Source organism: Megasphaera sp. SC8-1, from assembly GCF_024436295.1.
GTDB lineage: Bacteria > Bacillota > Negativicutes > Veillonellales > Megasphaeraceae > Megasphaera > Megasphaera elsdenii.
Map to the genome: position 1 here is coordinate 22,759 of NZ_JANFQH010000034.1, position 15,456 is coordinate 38,214.

Below are 15,456 nucleotides of genomic sequence, written 5' to 3' on the forward strand. Positions count from 1 at the left end.
TTGCATCGTAGTAGTCCCACTGACTACGTCTGCCAGTAGCTTACGCCCCTTGTCGGTAACTACATAATTACTCCAAGTCGCCATTTCACTCACCTCTCAATATGATTTCTTCTGACATTGTCATCGCTACTCCGGCATAAACTGCTGATGTTGTAGCGACTCTGGTAAGCGTAATTGGGTATACGCAGATATCGGTTTCTATTTTTTTTACAAAACCTACCCTGATATGCTGATTAATTTTACGCTCAAATTCAATATAATCCAGCCAGCTGCGAACGTTTTTTGCCGCATTTATACTCTTCATTATTTGCTTAAAATTCATATTGGAACTGATTTCATTTTCTCCGGCCGATATCGCAAAATGATATGGGTGACCATTATATTCAAACCACTCTTTTACGCGGCCCCCCGAATAAATCATGTTAACGGCTGTTTCAACTGCGTATTTTGTGCCGCGCAAACGATGCAAGATGAAAGACATTTTAACCTGTTTTCGCTTAACAGATAATGGCGCGGCTTTATCATAATTATCTACATGCATCTGCTCTGCCAGATGGTCAATGAGCGCTTCCGGCAGGTCATCAATGGCCGGGTAAATCAGTAACAAATCCGGATTGATGTCAGACAGCGCCATATCGACGACACGGGCCAAATCCGGTACGGGGTCTTTGTTGATGGATTCCGGCAAATGTTCTGCGATTCTGTACTCCGCATCTATCATTCGTCTTCACTCCCTCCTAAGACGACGGATACCGTTTTATCCTGGGCTACTTGTACGCCTGTCAGCACGGTATAGGTCGGCGCCGTGACGATGACGCGTTTTACGCCGGCGACAGCCATAACATCGGCAATAAGCCGCGACGGGTTAATGTCCCGGCCAATTTTAGATTTCTGCCACAGTCGATAGTTATCCACGGCTGTCATTACGGCGTCTTTGATAGTAGATTCCGCAGTGCCGACGTCGGTATAGTAGGTCAGGGTAATGTCATAAGATACAGTATCCGGTGCGACGACCGATACGTTATCGGTCAGTGGACGTACTTTATCCGCAGACACTACCGTTTTTACCGCGTCCAGTAATTCCTGCTCCGGCAGTGTCCCGCCTGTCATGAGCGGCCGTATTTCAACGGCCCCGGCGCTGGGACTGGTTACGGCGACATCGATGATGCCGCTATTGGCTGATTTCGTCCAATACTCATAAGCCCCTGTCGGCCCGGCCGTGGAAAAGCGTTCCGGCGCCTCATGGATACGCTCGCGGTAATCGTCATCGTCTTCTACATCGGCGCCGCCCGCGCTGGTCGTCGTGTTAACAATAGAAGCAACATAGGCCACCGGGTCAACAATATTCTTGATTTCGCCCGGAAGAAGGCCATTCCCCTTGTCGCCGACGGTCTGGCATGTCGCTTTAACCGTTGCTGTCGTGCTGCCCGCCAGGATGGCGGCATCTTCATCAGTTGCAAAATAGAGGCCGTCCGTGCTGGCTACGCGGGTACCCGCGGGTACGATTGTTTCCTGTGTCCGCGCTGCCGACAGTGTGATTTGCAGTGTCGTCGTGGCAGCGGACGCAGGGATGCGGTCCGTGTCAGAAAAAGCGCCCAACGCGTCGAGGTTATCCCCGGCCGCGTATTTCAGCAGATTCTGCTTGCCGACGTAGTTCTGATTATTCATCAGGCGGATAATCGCCTCGGCGACAACTAAAAGAAAAAGCCGGACCGGGTCCCCCTGGGCTAAAGTCCTACCGGTTATGCTTGTGTAGTCATTAAAGATAGCAGCTTTCACTTTTTCGGCATCGGCGTCGACGAAATCGATATCCGGTAAATCAGCTAATTTCATATGGTAATCACCACCTTAGGGACGAGCTTACCGGAGACGTCCCCGGTAAATGTAATGCTGTCGACTTTTACCCGCGGCTCATACCGCTTGATGGCCTGGAAAATCGCATTCGTCAGTTTGGCCCGGGCCAGTGTTACCGGCAAATCGATGACGGTACTGTCCAGGCCGAATTCACGATCGAGCGGGATTGTTCCTTTTTGTGTGGATAGGATTGTACGGACGTTCTGCAAAATCTCATTTGCTTCTGTTTTCGGCGACATGTCGATGGTCGTCGGGTCCTTTGCCGTTACTTCATATTGCATTACAATCCTCCTCTCCCGAATAAGGTAGTAATCCCGTTATAAATCCGGCCGACTTTGTTCAACGTCGACTCTTCATCCGTATTCGTCGTGTCGTATTCTTTTAGCTTGACGTTCGCCGTAATGGCGATGACTTTGCCGTATGCGTTATAAACGGCATCTGTTTCGTCGATGCTCTCAAGGTACCAGTAATTTTGCGACACCGGCACGCCGCCAATGATGAGCGGGCAGACGATGCCCGTGTCCCTCATTTCTCGGAGCTTTGTCAGCTGCTGCGCCGGCATGGCGTTGTACAGGGTCATGAGATGGAGCTTGAATGAAAGCTCCTCCTGCCCCGGACCGATGAACTGCGGCACGGGCTTTTTTAGAATGACGTCGTGCGTCTGCCACCGGGCCTCCCCGGAGCGCTCGACGTCGTCAGGCGTGACCAAATAATGCTCGGCTACGCCGAATATGACTGTACCAAAATACCCAATATACATACCGTGTCACCTCTCTACTGCGGCTTGCCTGTATTGCTGCCGCCCGACGATACCCCGCCATGTACGTGATTGACAAGGGATATCCCGTTGACCGTAACATCTCCGCCGCCGGCGTTAACCGTGAGACTGCCGCAGTTGATTACCAAATCATCTGGGACGTTCAGCACACGGGACCCGCCGGCGGGCGGTGCATCGACAGTACTATAAATCGTGCCCAGGACATACCCGGCGCCGCTGCCCTTGCCGCCGCTGTCGGCGATGAAAAGGCAAAGCACCTGGTCATCAACGGCAGGCATCCAGAAGTCTTTCGCGCTCTTACAGCCGCGCATGAGAACCTTGAGCGGCGCGGATACGATATCATCATGGTCCGGGAACGTTACCCGGGCGGAAGCGTTTGCCGTGTCTACCGACGATACGCGCCCAACACGAATACACCGCGCCAGTACTTTATAAATATCAGTAGCCAATGAGACACCTCCTCACATCGATACTCGTTGTATAGCCGCTGCCGCTCAGGTCATGCTTGGCCTGCGTAATGATGTATTTCCCGGAAAACGTGCCGAATCCAATCATCTCGACAGTTTCCCCGGCGCAAAGGAAAGGCTGGCCCTCACTGTTAAAACTGCCCGTACATTCCTCGCTGTTTTTCTCACGCAGTTTCTTTTTCGCCAGTCGGTCCGCTTCCGCTTGTGTCGATACCTGCTGATGGATTTCCAGTGTCGCCCCGTCGGTTTTGTTCGGATCCACAAACGTGGACTCGATGACGGATTTGTCTTTATCCTGGGCATACTTTACATGGCATTGCTTGTAGACGTCGCGGATTTTCGAGGTGAACGAATAGCCCGTACTGTGCAGGACGCGTTCCGGTGTATGGTCGCCGTCCGCTTCCGCAACGGTAATGATTTCCTGTGTATCAGGATGGTAGATTTCTACTACTGGCTCGGCTTCCTCGTACAAGGCCTCATCAAAGACGATAATTGTGTCGGTCGTGACTTTGAGGGCAAAGCCCGCATCGTCGCAGACTTTTTTCAAGACGTCCAAGTCCGATTCGTCATTTTGCTCGACTTTATCGATGGCTGGGTCATCCCCGCAGTCCCAACAGAGGTCCATGCTGTTTTCCTGAGCTACGTCAGATGCTACTTTCTGGACCGTGACATTTTCCCACGTCCGGGAGCGCAGCGTACTTCTCAGGGTGCTGTCGTCGCTGACCGTGATGGCTACGGCCTTAATAGTCACGACGTCGGGCGCGCTGGACAGCTCGATTTCGTCTACTTCAAACTTCCCAAGGGTAACGTCGGCCTCTCCGTCGTACAGCCCTAGCCAGTTGTACGTGCACAAGGTAACGTCAATCGTCGCGCCTTTCGTCGGCATCCAGTCACCCTGCCACAAGCCCGCCTTGTCTTCCAGGGTAAGGGATATGTCGTCTACCTGCCCGGATAGATTGTCGGTGTAGCTGGCGCTGATCAGGTATTCGGCCAGTGCCTCGGATATGTCCTTGTTATCATAGGTCACTTGCAGCCATGCGCGGCGCCCCAGATGCTCTTGAGCAACGACGCCCGCCATGGCCTGTGCCTCAAGCCGCTTGAGGTCTGCTTGTAATTTTTTCAGTAATGCCAATTAAATCACCGCTTCCATGGAGGCATGATAGATGACGTACTGGACGGGATGTCCGGACAGGTAAGGGCAATCCCTGACGGGAAGACAGCGATGGTCCTGTAATCCGGATTCGCTTCCAACAGATTCTTGACGTACTTTTCCGAGCCGTAGACCCGGTAAGAAATCAGGTCCCACATGTCGCCCTGCATGGTACTGTACATGCTACTCATAGCTCAGCCTCCTCTGATTTGCCGCCCAACGTTTCATCATGCCGTCAAATTCGCGCATTTTCTGGTCCATGAGCTGGGAAATCCGCTGCTCTGTCCCCGGACTGCCGCCCTGGACAGTAATCGTAGGTGCAAAGGTAATCTGCGCGGATCCACCGGATGGCGCCGCCGCGGGTACACTGGACATCGCCGGCATTGCCGCAGGCCCGACGCCGAGCATCTGCCCGGCCGTTGCCCATAAATTGTAGGCGTTTGCATCGTGAGTGATAGGTACGATGACTTCCGGATAGCCCGCTTCCGCTACCCACGTCAAATAGGGATGGCTGAAAACGCCGCCGCTTGCGGACTGGCCCGCTGCGGAAGCGGCATCACTGTCGCCGCCTTTAATAAAATTGACGACGGCATCAATCGGATGGGAAAAGACCTCTTTCAGCCCTTCCCACTTATCAATGCACCACTGGACGCCCGCATCGACAGCGGATGTGATGCTGTCCCAGGCGCTCTGGGCTGCGCTGACTGCTGCATCCCATACGGCTTGAGCCGCGGCAGAGATGGAGTCAAAACAACTGACAATAAAATCATACGCCCCGGATACAGCGCTGGTGATGTAATCCCAGGCCGCGGCCGCCGCCGAGGAGATGGTGTCCCACGCCGACGATACGGCCGCGCAGATAGCTTCCCAGGCCGCGATGCATGCCGCCCTGAATTCCTCATTTGTATTCCAGAGGTACACCAGCGCGGCCACGACAATCATAATCGCAATAACGACGAGCGCGAACGGGTTCATCGCCATAACGGCGTTTAACGCCATCTGGGCAACCGCCGCAATACGCGCGCCTATGGCAAAAGCCCGCTGAGCCGCTGCCGCGATGAACGTCGCCGCCGCGGATGCCTTTGTTGCAATAGTCGCCGCAATGTGCGCATTTTTAATCATGTTAATCGTCGCCGCCATATACTTGTAATAAGCGACGGCAGCGCGAATGCCAAGGGCTGCCATCGTCAGCCCGACGATAGCCCCAATGGTACCAATGATAACGGTCGCCAACTGCTGATGCTCAGACACAAACTGAGCCACAGCGCCCATCGCCCGGGCCATAGCGCCGGCTACAGCTGTCACAGCGGGAAGCAGGAGACTGCCAAGATTGACCGCTAATGCGACTAGGTTATTCTTGGCAAGCTGCAATTGATTTGCTGTCGTCCCTGCCCTGGCCTGATATTCGGCTTCCATGGAGCCCGCGTATTGCGAGGCGTCGCCGACTTTGCTAAAGTTGCTCTGCAAGTTGTCTAGCTGTGTCAGCAGCGGCGCAATGGCTTCAATCGACTCTTTACCGAATATATCGCTTAGTGCTGTTGCCTGCGCCTCTTTCGGCAGTTGCTTGATGCGGCTCAGGACGTCCATGATAGTCCCCTGGGCGTCGGTCTGCATCCGCTTAGCCACGTCTTCCGCCGACAGGCCAAGTTGTGCAAAAGCTTCCTGCTGGGACTTTGTCGCACCCGCCCCGGCTACCAGGCCGAGAGCTAAGTTTTTAATACCCGTAGCCGCGACGTCCGACTTGACGCCGACAGATGCCATGGAAGCACCGATAGCCGCAATCTGGGCGGCGCTGATACCGGCGACGTCGCCCAAAGGCCCTACGCGAGTCACAATGTCGGAAATAGCATCACTGCTGGCCGCGGTCGTATTGGACAGGTAATTAATCTGGTCTGCAAGCTGTACGACTTGATCCTGGCCCATGCCGAAAGCGGTCCTCCAGTTAGCCATCATCTGTCCGGCCTGCTCAGCCGTGATATCAAATGCAACGCCCATCTTGATAGCATCTGTAGCAAAGCTCTTTAGCTCATCCCGGGCAATACCGGCCTGCCCGCCAGCGGCTACGATCTTAGCAATGCCCTCGGCGGACATAGGCAATTCCTGCGACATGCGCAGGATGTCGTCGCCCATTTCTTTAAACTGCTGCGGTGTATCAAAGTCTACGACTTTCCGCACGTCAGACATCGCCGACTCAAACTGTACAGCCTCACGGACCGCAAGGCCTAAAGGCGCGGCGACAGCGGCCGCCGCAACAGCCCCTGCTTTCAGGCTGCTGACCGCAGAGGACAGATTTGCAGAAGCTTTCTGCTTGGCATTGACGCGGTCCATAGTAGCCTCGTACTCTTTCGCGGCTTGATTCTTCTTGACTTGCGCCTGGAGCATTGCCAGCTCGGTGTCATACTCGACATAGCCCTTGCTGGCCTGCTGTTTCGCCGCCTGCTTTTGCAGGTTCGTCATTTCGCGATTCGCCGCGCGGATCTGCGCCTGCATCTGCTTTGTCTGGGCGATGGCTTTTGTCATGGCCCCGCCGACGCTGCTATCTAATTGCCCTTTGATTGCGATTGCCATTTCCAGCACGCGGTTAGCCATGGCTGCCGCCTCCCTTCCCTGCTTTTTCTATTTCCTTGTTCTGCCGGTCGATTTCCCCGGATACGGTCGTCATCCAGCCGCGCAGGTCTGGCACCGGCAGGCCGAGGAAAAAGTAAATAGACGTGTGCGAATATTTAGCCATCCGCAGTACATCGAGCCGCAGTTTTTCGGCGGTTAGTCCTCCGTCTGGTCCTGCGATGCCGTACCGAGCAAAAAACCCTGCGTCTTAATCATGACGGCCGTAAAGTCTTTAGCTGTCAGGGCTAAGATGTCATCGTATTTGACATTCGCCGCAATAGCAGCAACATGTGCCTGATATACCTGCGACAGCGCCGGTACGACAATGCTGGCGTCCTCTTTTTTTGCTGCTTTTTCGCAGCGCAAAAGAGTATAGCCGGATACATTGTCAAAATCGAGGATCAGTGTTTTTGTACCGTCCGGCAGGGCCCGGGTCAGCTCAATCTTCTGATCATCCGGGACCGTCTGGACCTTTTCTTCTTTTTTCAATGCTCATACCTCCTTTTACACGCCTAACGCATCACGGATAGGCTGCATAATGTCCTCACCGCCTGCGACAAATTTATAGGCATACTTGTCAACTTCCAGCAGCGTCTTACCATTGACTTCGTACTTGATGTACGTCGTTTCGATGGTATTCGTCGCATCTACCGTGCTTGCCGGTTCCCAAGAGCCGCCGGCCATTGCCTTCGAGCGGCCGCGGATAACGACGCGGACCGTATCCATGACGTACTTATTCGCGCCGCTGTCCCAGTACTGATTAGCGCCGCGTGCTTCCAAGGCGACAGCCTGACCGCCTACAAGCTTAAGGTTCCAGTCGCTGTTGATGTTGTGCGTGATTTTTGTTTCTAACGATTCAAACTGCCCCAGGACCGGCGCCTCGATTTCGCCGCCGACACCTACGCCCTTGATAGTCTGCGTGATGGATTTAAAGTCCGGCAGCTCGAATTTCGCGACACCGTACAAAGTACTGCCGTTTTCGTCGTATACACGATAATCGTTAAGGACTTCCGGCATTTTATTTACATCAGACATCTAATCACCTCACTATTCAAACAGCGCCGTAAAGGCGGATGTATCGTACTCAGAAATGCTGTCAATTTCCTGCATCGGTACCGGCGGCGTACGTTTTTTATGAAAGCGGAAGATACCGGCTTCGAGGTCCGTCGTCGGATTTTCTTCTTCCAAAAAATCAATGCTGCCGCCTAAGATATATTCGCGGGAAATGAGGCCGTTTAAACGAATCCGTTCCGAGTCGAGAATGGTCTTGATGTTGCGCGGCTTGCCCGGCTTATCGAGGCGGTTCCAGTATGTCAGGACGAAAACAGTATCGTCCCAGTCGAACATGCGGCGGACGCACAAAAATACGTCTTTTGGGTCCGTCGTGCTCGGATAGGCGCCTGTATAGTTGCCCCACAGCACCCAGCCCGCCGGGGATGTCATCGCCGTGACAATGCCCTGGCTGTTCAGCAGGTTAGCCCGCGTCAGATCCAGCGTGACTTCTGTACCGTCTTTCAGGCAGAGGCCTGTAATCGGCAGCGTCTTATTCGACGGCGACTCATAGGGTACGTCGTCATTGTCTGCGTCGGTCTGACCGATGCGGCCCATAGCCAGCGTAGACATGTAATAGCAATGGTCGCCGATGCGGCCCATAGGCCAGCCGACGTACTCATTATTATGTGTGTAGCCGTTGCCGGTCTTCCACTTATTACAGCCGCTGTAGGACTTGACCTGCGTCGTATCGATGTCGAGCAGGACCGTACAGCTAAAGAGGCTGTTAAATTTTTTACTCTTGGCTTCCATGACGGCCGCGACTTCCGGATGCTGGCTCCAGCCCGGCGCCGCCAAAAGGCCCGGCACTAAGCTAAACTTAGGATAAATCATATCGATAAGTTCGAGGCCCGTCGCCGTGTCGTCACTGCCGACGCCGCCGATGATGTCGGCGTCCTTAATCAGCGACGTATCGATAGCGTCATACGCGACGTATACCGACGTAGCACTGGCCAGCGCGCCGTCTTTCAGGAGCGTAATCAGGACGTTGCCGTCGTCATCATAAGCCGCGGTGTAATCCGTGCCGGCTTTAGCCGTGGCCCCGGAAGACGACGCCGATACCGTCAAAGTGCTCAGGATGACGTCATCGGTAATGGTTGCGGTCTTATTGGCTACCGTTACGGACTTACTGGCCACGGATTTCTTATGTTTTGCCGGATTCAAAACGTTAATGAATACTACCGGAGCCACTGCAAACAGCTTAAATTCAGCATACATGGCTTCACAGAGGGAGTATTTATCCCAGTTTTCGTGATAGCCTAAGTATTTGACTGCCTCTGTCCAGCTGTAGCAGATGACGGGTTCATTGATTTTCGGGTCACTGGCCAAATGGACCGGTGCTGTACCAATGACAACGGGAAGGCCTGCGGTCGTCTGCGCAGTGGCAACGACGGCCGTATCAATCTCTGATGTCTTGATACCGTGGAAAAATGCCATATCTATTTACCCCCTTTACGTCTGCTGACCGCGGCCTGGTAAAAGGTATAGAGCGCGGTCCCTTTTGTCTGTACGTCGGTCATTGCCTGATTCAGTTCTGCCGGTGTCACAAACAAATGCTTTAATACGTCATCAGATGCTTCCGGGTCCGGGATACCGTTTGCAAAAATCATGCAATGGTTCAGCAGGGAATCACGGAAGCCAGGGCCGATATAAATAACCGGGCCTGTATATTTCGCGGCGCCGGTGCTGACTGCTGCCGGCGCTGTCTTATTCGTGTCGTCCATGTTCAGGTCCTCCTAGTAAAAACGGGTCAATGCTGGCTGGCTGCGGGATATGTACTTCAAAGTCAATCCGCCCCCACCATTGAGGATAGGGCTGGTCGTCGGGTACTGATGTCTCCATGGTGCCATTCTTGACGTCGTACTTATTGCATACCGGATTTGCATCCAGCAGACAAAAGCGGATATATTCGAGCATGTGGAAAAGCTCATCGGCGCCGTGAATCATATCCGGATCCCGTGTCACCACGGAGATCACCACAGACACAACGGACTCATCAGCCCGGTCTACTACGCCCGAATAGCCGACGACGACAGCCGGGCATAGCTTTTCCTTTGCTTCCGGCGTCATCGCCCTGGGCAGGAATCCTGTAAAGCAATTGATGGCCTTGCCGTCTACGGTTTGGCCGCTGTAGGCCCTCATTTTGCCCGTCAGGAATGTTTGTAAGTCGTCCAATACGTCGAGCGGCGTCATTTAACCACCTGCCAATCGTTCCAGCTCATGCATAAGCCTCTTTTCGTACATTGCCATGCCTTCATCGGTCATCCTGGCCACGACGGCGGGATTGCCGTACAACTGAGGCACGGCGGGCCCAAACAGCCCCGTTACCGGATGACGCGGCCGTCCTTCACGGGCGACAAAGCCGCGCCCGGGCATATCAAAGGACCTCGGCACGATGGAGCCGCTGCCCTTTTTGATGGATACAAAGATACCCTTACGGCGCCGGGCCGCTTTATACTTCGTTACTGGTTCTTCCGGGCCTCTGATGTGCAGTGTCGTGCCAAATGCCTCGGTACTAAATGACGTTGCGCTTTTCAGGTCCCCGGCCTTGATGGTGTAGGTGTTGCGGATTTCCTGTGCGCCCGCTTTACGGGCTGTCACAGCCGCACGGCGGGATGCCTGCTTGATAGCTGTCGACAATTTCCTGCCGCCAATAAAGCGCTGCAACACCTGTTCTACATGCCGTACGTTCGACTCGTTCAATTCGATACTAATCAAGTGCATCACCTCCGTCTACGCCACTTCCGCATGCAATTCAATCGTCAGGATTCCCATGTCATCAATGACACTATCGACGATACAGATAATACCGTCCAGGTCAAAACGCTGATCATACACCGGCACGGCCGATAAGTCGGCCTTGCGGCAGTGCACAATATACAGATTCCCCTCCAAGCCGTTATAAACGCCGTACTCTTTACCAGTAATCCACCGCTCCTGACTTGTCGGGGACTCGACGATTGCCTTTACTGTGTCGCCATTCAGGTTGTGTTCATCGGCAAATTCGTCAGAATTGATAAAGGTATCGAGGTCCGCGGCCACTTGATCCTTGAAGGTAACCTTTTTCTCAGCGGCGCCGCTGTCCTGGGCTTCATCCTGCTGGAATATGGCCAGTTCAGCAGCTATCCGCTCATCACGGCGGCTCATTTTTTCCGCAGTTTTTCAGCATCTACCGGCGGCAGGCCGTTTTCCGCGGATGCGGCCGGTGCTGCCGGCGCCGCTGGTGTTTCATCAGCGGCGGGTGCATCGACGGCGGCGAATTCTTTCGGCGACTGCTGAATCAAATCAGCAGCGACGTCGTCCGGAAGATCTGCGACGCTGCCGGCGCTGTATTTCACGCCGTCATGGCAAAGAGAAAACTTTTTAACTAAAATTTTCATGCTGTCGCCTCCTATTTGACCTTGATGACAGCCCAATCGTCGAGGAATTCCGGGCAAAGAACGCAGCGGCTGGACATGACGAGCGTGCTGACGTCGTTATCCATATCCGGGATGATTTTCGGGACGTATGCATTGCCCGGGTACGAATGGAACTGACCATCGGATTCGATCTGTGTAACAGCCCCAAAGAGGCGCTTGCCACGGCCAGGGATGCCGAGGATGAGATAGTCATCCGGGATATACGGTACGAATTCGCCCTTTTCATTGAGATAGCCGCCGTCGTAGGCGTAGACTTCAAGAGACAGCGCCGAGATGTAGCCGACACGGAGCAATTCCGGGCGGACAAACTGCGGCTGAATGCTCATCAGGGCCATGTTGTCACGGCTCGGGATCATCATCGATTCGCGCAGTTTCGTGTTATTGACGATGTACTTGGCAACCGTACTGGAGCAAATCGCCATTGTCGGGACCATACCCGCAGCACGGCGGATTTTCTGAGATGCGGTGTCCAAATCAGACAGGATATCCGCTGTCGAGTTATCCCACGTACTGGACCCGGACAGCGTCGTTTTGTTCGTGAATCCCGGGAAAGAAATAGTGTCGACGTGTGCAATGCTGCCGTCATCGGCAAAACCTTCTACGTCGTATTCGCCGTTGATCAGCAGTTGTGCTGCCATCCATTCCTGACGGCGGATGCACATATCGATGAGCTCCGTCAGGTCATGGGCGCGGATTTCAGCGGCCCGTTCTTCCGGTGTCTTCGTGCTGTATTCCGATTCGCCAAAGCCGCGGATAAGGATGTCCGCCGGTTCGATGTTGCGTTTCGGGCGCATCAGCGGCGCCTTGTACGAGCGAATCGTGGACCCTGTACGGGCCATGTTGACGCCCTTGCCGCCAGGAACGACGAACGGCGCCATCAGGCGGCCGCCTTTTCTGAATTCCATGTCGACGACTTCCGTAGAAAAGGTCTGCATGTTAGGGAAGAAAACGTCTACTAAGGTAGTAGTCGGTGTAAACGAACGCTCAACTGCACCCAGGAGCGTCCGGGTATCATCAAAACTCATGGTCGTGCCTCCTTTAGCCTTTCAGGCTGGTAAGATAAATACCGGCGCTGCGCAATTCGGCTTCATGCGCGCCGATGGTGTCGCCGTCGGCGACTACGATTTTTTCGCGGTTGAATTCGCCTTTGACATATACCGCCGCTACTGTGTCCGTAGCGTCTACCGACGCCGCTAAAATCGCATTTGCAGTGCCGGCTTTTGCCGTTGCGGCAGCCGTGTCGTCGGTAATCGTGAGAAGTGTACCGCGGGCCATCGCGGTCCCTGCCGCCACTTTTACGTTATGCATCACGACAGCCACATTCGTACCGCCGATAAGGTCATCATAGTGTACGCCTGTCGACGTAGTTACCAATTCCGCCATTAGCGTTTACCCCCTTTACTGCCGCCCATTGCCTGGGCAATCAAATCCATGACTTTGTCGTCTTCTGTTTTGCTGTCATCGACAGCGCCCGGCGTGATGCCGTCCGTGCCGCCTTCTTTCGACTCGGCCTGCATGTCCTGCAACTGTGCCTGCGCGGCGCTCTTGACGCCTTGGACAGCGGCTACATAATCGCGGACGTCATCGGCCGTCTGGCCGTTGTGTTTTGCTGTGCTGATGATAGCTGCTACTGCCGGATTGCCGTCGGCCATGGCGTCGAGATCAGCCATACGCTGACGTTCCTGGGCTACTGCTTCCGCGGCGATGGCTTTTGCATCGACTGCCGGCGCCGCCGTGGCTGTCGGCGCTGCTGCCGGTGCTGGCTGCGGCGTGGTCGTGTCATCGATTCGCAGGCCCAGTGCATTCAAGATTTCTTCTAATTTAGATTTACTCAAGACTTCCGCCCCCTTCTTTTCATCGTCCTGGGCATTCACACAATGCGCCAGGCCCTTCCTGTTTTTATAATTCGTAATGTCGATTTTCAGTGAATTTACAATCAAATTGTTCCCGTCAAGCACCGAATTAATACGGCCGTCGACGGCATCGGCCAGCCCCATGTCGACGCATTCCTGCGCCGTCAGCCACGTTTCCGCATCCATCATCTGCTCGATTTGCGTCTGATCCACGCTTACCCGCTTCATGTACGCCGCGATAATCGACTGACGTACAGCCCGCAGGGCATTTGCGTATTTATCGAGGTCGTCCGCTGTATAATGGTCGTCCAGCCCCATAGCCGGGTTATGAATCATCATCATGGAATTCGTCGGCATCGTGATGCGCGTGCCGGCCATAGCAATGATAGTTGCCGCGGAAGCGGCGATACCGTCAATGATGACGTCGACATTGCCCGCGTAGGCAATCAGCTGATTATGGATTGCATGCGCCGCGAAAACATCGCCGCCCGGAGAGTTGATGTGGACAGTAACGTCTTTACCGCCCAAGGCTTTCAAGTCCTCAGAAAATTGTACCGCGTCGATGGAGTCATCCCACCACGACGCACTGGAGACAATCGGCCCGTAGATATACAAATCGGCGGCATCGCCGCCCGTGCTGTCCTGGAAATTCCAGAAATGTTTCATCCTGTATCACCTCCTCCGCTGCTGTCGCTGGTATCCGTGTTGTCGGCTTTCGGGTACTGCATGCCCTTAGTGGTCCATACGGCGCGCTCTGCGGCAATCTGGTCAACATTATCATCGTAATTCGTGCCCGTAAGCTCGGCGGCCTCTCTTTCGGCCGTCGAGAATCCGTATTTGACGCGCAATGCCGCGCCGGTTACTTCCTTAACCGGGTCCAGCATGCCCATAACCGGGCCATACCAGTTCGCCCCGGTCCAGGCCTTAGTAATCAGTGGATCCGTGCCGAATCCCGGCGCCTGGACGCGCCCTAAGGCGATAGCCTCTGTCAGCCAGGCCTCATAGACGGGCTGGCAGAAGTCGCGGGCAAACCAAATGCGCCGCGTACGGAACATAGCCGCCGCCTGCAAGAGCGCCCCGCGGGCGGCGCTGTATGACGACTGGAATCGATTCATTAGCACCTCGGACGGGATACCCAATGACGCCCCGATTTGTGCAATCAGGGAATTCGTGAAAGCCTCGAACGTAGACTGCGTCCGGCTGCCGTCGATAGCTTTTACATCGACGCCGCTCGGCAGCAGGTTCAATGTCCCCGGGCCGATTTCCACGCGCCGCAGGTCATCCGGGTCAATCTGTTCTCCTGGCCCGTATGTCTCGCTCAGAACGTCGCCCATGTCGTTTGTCGTACCGCTCGACGTAAAGAAGAGCGTGAAAAACGACTTGATAATCGCCGCGGACAGTTCCGCATTAGTGTATCTGCTGACCTGCTTCAAAACTTCAATCGCTGGCGCCAAATACGGCACGCCGCGATACTGTTCCGGACGCTCTTCATGGGAAATTTGCAGGACTAAGGGCCGGCCTGTGCGTCGGCCAAAAGCCTCGACACGGGACCAGCGCAGGGCCTGGGAGTTATTTGTCGGGTCATACGGTACGCGGTTAGCAATCCAATAAGCCACGACAGCGCCATCGGCATCGATTTCCACGCCGTTTATAATCCGGTTCTTTGTTTCCGGGTTATAGCATTCAATCGTCATGCTGTCTGTGTTGCTGTAAGCCTGCATAGCGCCAGGATTACATACCCGGGACGCCTCGAACAGTTGAACCCGTGTCGAGTACAGGCCACCGGGTGCAGGCTTGCGGTACTTGATGGCCGCCCAAGCATCACCATCCACTAAGTACGACAAATAAGCGATGTCTTGCATGTCGTAAAACGAATGCTTTTTATACAGGTCGCACTGGACCGATTCCGCCCATAGGCTGAATTCCCGCTGCGTGTGCCGCTGCCATGCTTTAGCATCGTCGGCAGTCATGCCCAGGGGCTTGTAGTCAATCTTAGGAATCACCTGCAAGCCCGCGCCGATGACGTTCGCCCGATTCGTGTTGATAGCGCTGGCCCCAATCGGCGAATTGATATACATATCCGAGGACCGGTTGCGCAGCGTGCTCAAATTAGCATCGATGTCAGCGCGCGGCGACGACTTCATCGGGTTGTACCCGCGCAGTGCCTGCCGGGAACGGCTGGCGGCGCCGTCGCTGTAGCCGGTATTTGTGATTTTCGTATTGACGCCGCCTGTCGGCTGTCGTGCGTTGCGTTTCTTCCGTTTTTTGCTCATTACAG

At 54.6% G+C, this 15,456-nt stretch carries 21 protein-coding genes; all 21 read right to left on the reverse strand.

The genetic code is table 11. The features are described 5' to 3' along the window. Positions 1-85: 85 nt before the first annotated feature. Positions 86-721, reverse strand: coding sequence for a phage tail protein I (locus NOS26_RS10800; RefSeq protein ID WP_255917749.1), 636 nt, complete (start codon positions 719-721; stop codon positions 86-88). Next, on the reverse strand, positions 718-1,833 hold the full coding sequence (locus tag NOS26_RS10805; RefSeq protein WP_255917750.1) for a baseplate J/gp47 family protein: 1,116 nt from the start codon (positions 1,831-1,833) through the stop codon (positions 718-720). The genes NOS26_RS10800 and NOS26_RS10805 overlap by 4 nt, the downstream gene beginning before the upstream one ends. Next, a complete protein-coding gene (locus NOS26_RS10810) occupies positions 1,830-2,135 on the reverse strand; it encodes a GPW/gp25 family protein (protein ID WP_255917751.1) in 306 nt (101 codons plus the stop codon). The genes NOS26_RS10805 and NOS26_RS10810 overlap by 4 nt, the downstream gene beginning before the upstream one ends. Beyond that, positions 2,135-2,614 (reverse strand): phage tail protein, encoded by a 480-nt coding sequence (locus tag NOS26_RS10815; protein ID WP_255917752.1) that lies wholly within the window; start codon positions 2,612-2,614, stop codon positions 2,135-2,137. The genes NOS26_RS10810 and NOS26_RS10815 overlap by 1 nt, the downstream gene beginning before the upstream one ends. A 14-nt stretch (positions 2,615-2,628) precedes the next feature. Next, on the reverse strand, positions 2,629-2,910 hold the full coding sequence (locus tag NOS26_RS10820; RefSeq protein WP_255917753.1) for a hypothetical protein: 282 nt from the start codon (positions 2,908-2,910) through the stop codon (positions 2,629-2,631). 160 nt (positions 2,911-3,070) lie between these two features. Continuing rightward, positions 3,071-4,231 carry a phage late control D family protein gene (locus tag NOS26_RS10825; RefSeq protein WP_255917754.1) on the reverse strand — a complete coding sequence of 387 codons (1,161 nt, stop codon included), beginning with the start codon at positions 4,229-4,231 and terminating at the stop codon, positions 3,071-3,073. A gap of 5 nt (positions 4,232-4,236) precedes the next feature. Next, positions 4,237-4,440 (reverse strand): tail protein X, encoded by a 204-nt coding sequence (locus NOS26_RS10830; protein ID WP_255917755.1) that lies wholly within the window; start codon positions 4,438-4,440, stop codon positions 4,237-4,239. Then, complete coding sequence (locus NOS26_RS10835) at positions 4,433-6,838, reverse strand: phage tail tape measure protein (protein ID WP_255917756.1); 2,406 nt, start codon at positions 6,836-6,838, stop codon at positions 4,433-4,435. The genes NOS26_RS10830 and NOS26_RS10835 overlap by 8 nt, the downstream gene beginning before the upstream one ends. After that, positions 6,831-6,980, reverse strand: a complete 150-nt coding sequence (locus NOS26_RS10840; protein ID WP_255917757.1) for a hypothetical protein — start codon at positions 6,978-6,980, stop codon at positions 6,831-6,833. Before NOS26_RS10840 ends, NOS26_RS10835 begins: the two co-directional genes overlap by 8 nt. A gap of 32 nt (positions 6,981-7,012) precedes the next feature. Beyond that, positions 7,013-7,345 carry a hypothetical protein gene (locus NOS26_RS10845; RefSeq protein ID WP_074786463.1) on the reverse strand — a complete coding sequence of 111 codons (333 nt, stop codon included), beginning with the start codon at positions 7,343-7,345 and terminating at the stop codon, positions 7,013-7,015. Positions 7,346-7,360: 15 nt separating this feature from the next. Next, positions 7,361-7,891 carry a phage major tail tube protein gene (locus tag NOS26_RS10850; RefSeq protein ID WP_074786468.1) on the reverse strand — a complete coding sequence of 177 codons (531 nt, stop codon included), beginning with the start codon at positions 7,889-7,891 and terminating at the stop codon, positions 7,361-7,363. Between the two features lie 12 nt (positions 7,892-7,903). Next, the gene (locus NOS26_RS10855; RefSeq protein ID WP_255917758.1) at positions 7,904-9,343 is read right to left on the reverse strand and encodes a phage tail sheath family protein; all 1,440 of its coding nucleotides are present in this window, start codon (positions 9,341-9,343) and stop codon (positions 7,904-7,906) included. Between the two features lie 2 nt (positions 9,344-9,345). Continuing rightward, on the reverse strand, positions 9,346-9,630 hold the full coding sequence (locus NOS26_RS10860) for a hypothetical protein (protein WP_255917759.1): 285 nt from the start codon (positions 9,628-9,630) through the stop codon (positions 9,346-9,348). Continuing rightward, a complete protein-coding gene (locus NOS26_RS10865; RefSeq protein WP_255917760.1) occupies positions 9,614-10,099 on the reverse strand; it encodes a hypothetical protein in 486 nt (161 codons plus the stop codon). Before NOS26_RS10865 ends, NOS26_RS10860 begins: the two co-directional genes overlap by 17 nt. After that, positions 10,100-10,624: a hypothetical protein gene (locus NOS26_RS10870; RefSeq protein WP_255917761.1), complete on the reverse strand. Its 525-nt coding sequence runs from the start codon at positions 10,622-10,624 to the stop codon at positions 10,100-10,102. It abuts the gene before it with no gap. 15 nt (positions 10,625-10,639) lie between these two features. Then, positions 10,640-11,053 carry a hypothetical protein gene (locus tag NOS26_RS10875; RefSeq protein ID WP_255917762.1) on the reverse strand — a complete coding sequence of 138 codons (414 nt, stop codon included), beginning with the start codon at positions 11,051-11,053 and terminating at the stop codon, positions 10,640-10,642. Continuing rightward, entirely contained in the window at positions 11,050-11,286 is a 237-nt protein-coding gene (locus NOS26_RS10880) for a hypothetical protein (RefSeq protein WP_255917763.1), read from the reverse strand. The genes NOS26_RS10875 and NOS26_RS10880 overlap by 4 nt, the downstream gene beginning before the upstream one ends. A gap of 11 nt (positions 11,287-11,297) precedes the next feature. After that, the gene (locus tag NOS26_RS10885; protein WP_255917764.1) at positions 11,298-12,350 is read right to left on the reverse strand and encodes a major capsid protein; all 1,053 of its coding nucleotides are present in this window, start codon (positions 12,348-12,350) and stop codon (positions 11,298-11,300) included. Positions 12,351-12,363: 13 nt separating this feature from the next. Further along, positions 12,364-12,708: a head decoration protein gene (locus NOS26_RS10890; protein ID WP_255917765.1), complete on the reverse strand. Its 345-nt coding sequence runs from the start codon at positions 12,706-12,708 to the stop codon at positions 12,364-12,366. Then, positions 12,708-13,844, reverse strand: a complete 1,137-nt coding sequence (locus NOS26_RS10895) for a head maturation protease, ClpP-related (protein ID WP_255917766.1) — start codon at positions 13,842-13,844, stop codon at positions 12,708-12,710. Before NOS26_RS10895 ends, NOS26_RS10890 begins: the two co-directional genes overlap by 1 nt. Continuing rightward, positions 13,841-15,451: a phage portal protein gene (locus NOS26_RS10900; RefSeq protein WP_255917767.1), complete on the reverse strand. Its 1,611-nt coding sequence runs from the start codon at positions 15,449-15,451 to the stop codon at positions 13,841-13,843. Before NOS26_RS10900 ends, NOS26_RS10895 begins: the two co-directional genes overlap by 4 nt. Between the last annotated feature and the right edge of the window lie 5 nt (positions 15,452-15,456).

Bases quoted from the DNA above. Each gene is read 5' to 3' on its own strand.
- NOS26_RS10830 (WP_255917755.1), bottom strand. From the start codon at position 4,440: ATGAGTAGCATGTACAGTACCATGCAGGGCGACATGTGGGACCTGATT.
- NOS26_RS10890 (WP_255917765.1), bottom strand. From the start codon at position 12,708: ATGGCGGAATTGGTAACTACGTCGACAGGCGTACACTATGATGACCTT.
- NOS26_RS10875 (WP_255917762.1), bottom strand. From the start codon at position 11,053: ATGAGCCGCCGTGATGAGCGGATAGCTGCTGAACTGGCCATATTCCAG.
- NOS26_RS10880 (WP_255917763.1), bottom strand. From the start codon at position 11,286: ATGAAAATTTTAGTTAAAAAGTTTTCTCTTTGCCATGACGGCGTGAAA.
- NOS26_RS10900 (WP_255917767.1), bottom strand. From the start codon at position 15,451: ATGAGCAAAAAACGGAAGAAACGCAACGCACGACAGCCGACAGGCGGC.
- NOS26_RS10820 (WP_255917753.1), bottom strand. From the start codon at position 2,910: ATGCCTGCCGTTGATGACCAGGTGCTTTGCCTTTTCATCGCCGACAGC.
- NOS26_RS10865 (WP_255917760.1), bottom strand. From the start codon at position 10,099: ATGACGCCGCTCGACGTATTGGACGACTTACAAACATTCCTGACGGGC.
- NOS26_RS10885 (WP_255917764.1), bottom strand. From the start codon at position 12,350: ATGAGTTTTGATGATACCCGGACGCTCCTGGGTGCAGTTGAGCGTTCG.
- NOS26_RS10800 (WP_255917749.1), bottom strand. From the start codon at position 721: ATGATAGATGCGGAGTACAGAATCGCAGAACATTTGCCGGAATCCATC.
- NOS26_RS10850 (WP_074786468.1), bottom strand. From the start codon at position 7,891: ATGTCTGATGTAAATAAAATGCCGGAAGTCCTTAACGATTATCGTGTA.
- NOS26_RS10840 (WP_255917757.1), bottom strand. From the start codon at position 6,980: ATGGCTAAATATTCGCACACGTCTATTTACTTTTTCCTCGGCCTGCCG.
- NOS26_RS10835 (WP_255917756.1), bottom strand. From the start codon at position 6,838: ATGGCTAACCGCGTGCTGGAAATGGCAATCGCAATCAAAGGGCAATTA.
- NOS26_RS10860 (WP_255917759.1), bottom strand. From the start codon at position 9,630: ATGGACGACACGAATAAGACAGCGCCGGCAGCAGTCAGCACCGGCGCC.
- NOS26_RS10855 (WP_255917758.1), bottom strand. From the start codon at position 9,343: ATGGCATTTTTCCACGGTATCAAGACATCAGAGATTGATACGGCCGTC.
- NOS26_RS10810 (WP_255917751.1), bottom strand. From the start codon at position 2,135: ATGCAATATGAAGTAACGGCAAAGGACCCGACGACCATCGACATGTCG.
- NOS26_RS10895 (WP_255917766.1), bottom strand. From the start codon at position 13,844: ATGAAACATTTCTGGAATTTCCAGGACAGCACGGGCGGCGATGCCGCC.
- NOS26_RS10815 (WP_255917752.1), bottom strand. From the start codon at position 2,614: ATGTATATTGGGTATTTTGGTACAGTCATATTCGGCGTAGCCGAGCAT.
- NOS26_RS10805 (WP_255917750.1), bottom strand. From the start codon at position 1,833: ATGAAATTAGCTGATTTACCGGATATCGATTTCGTCGACGCCGATGCC.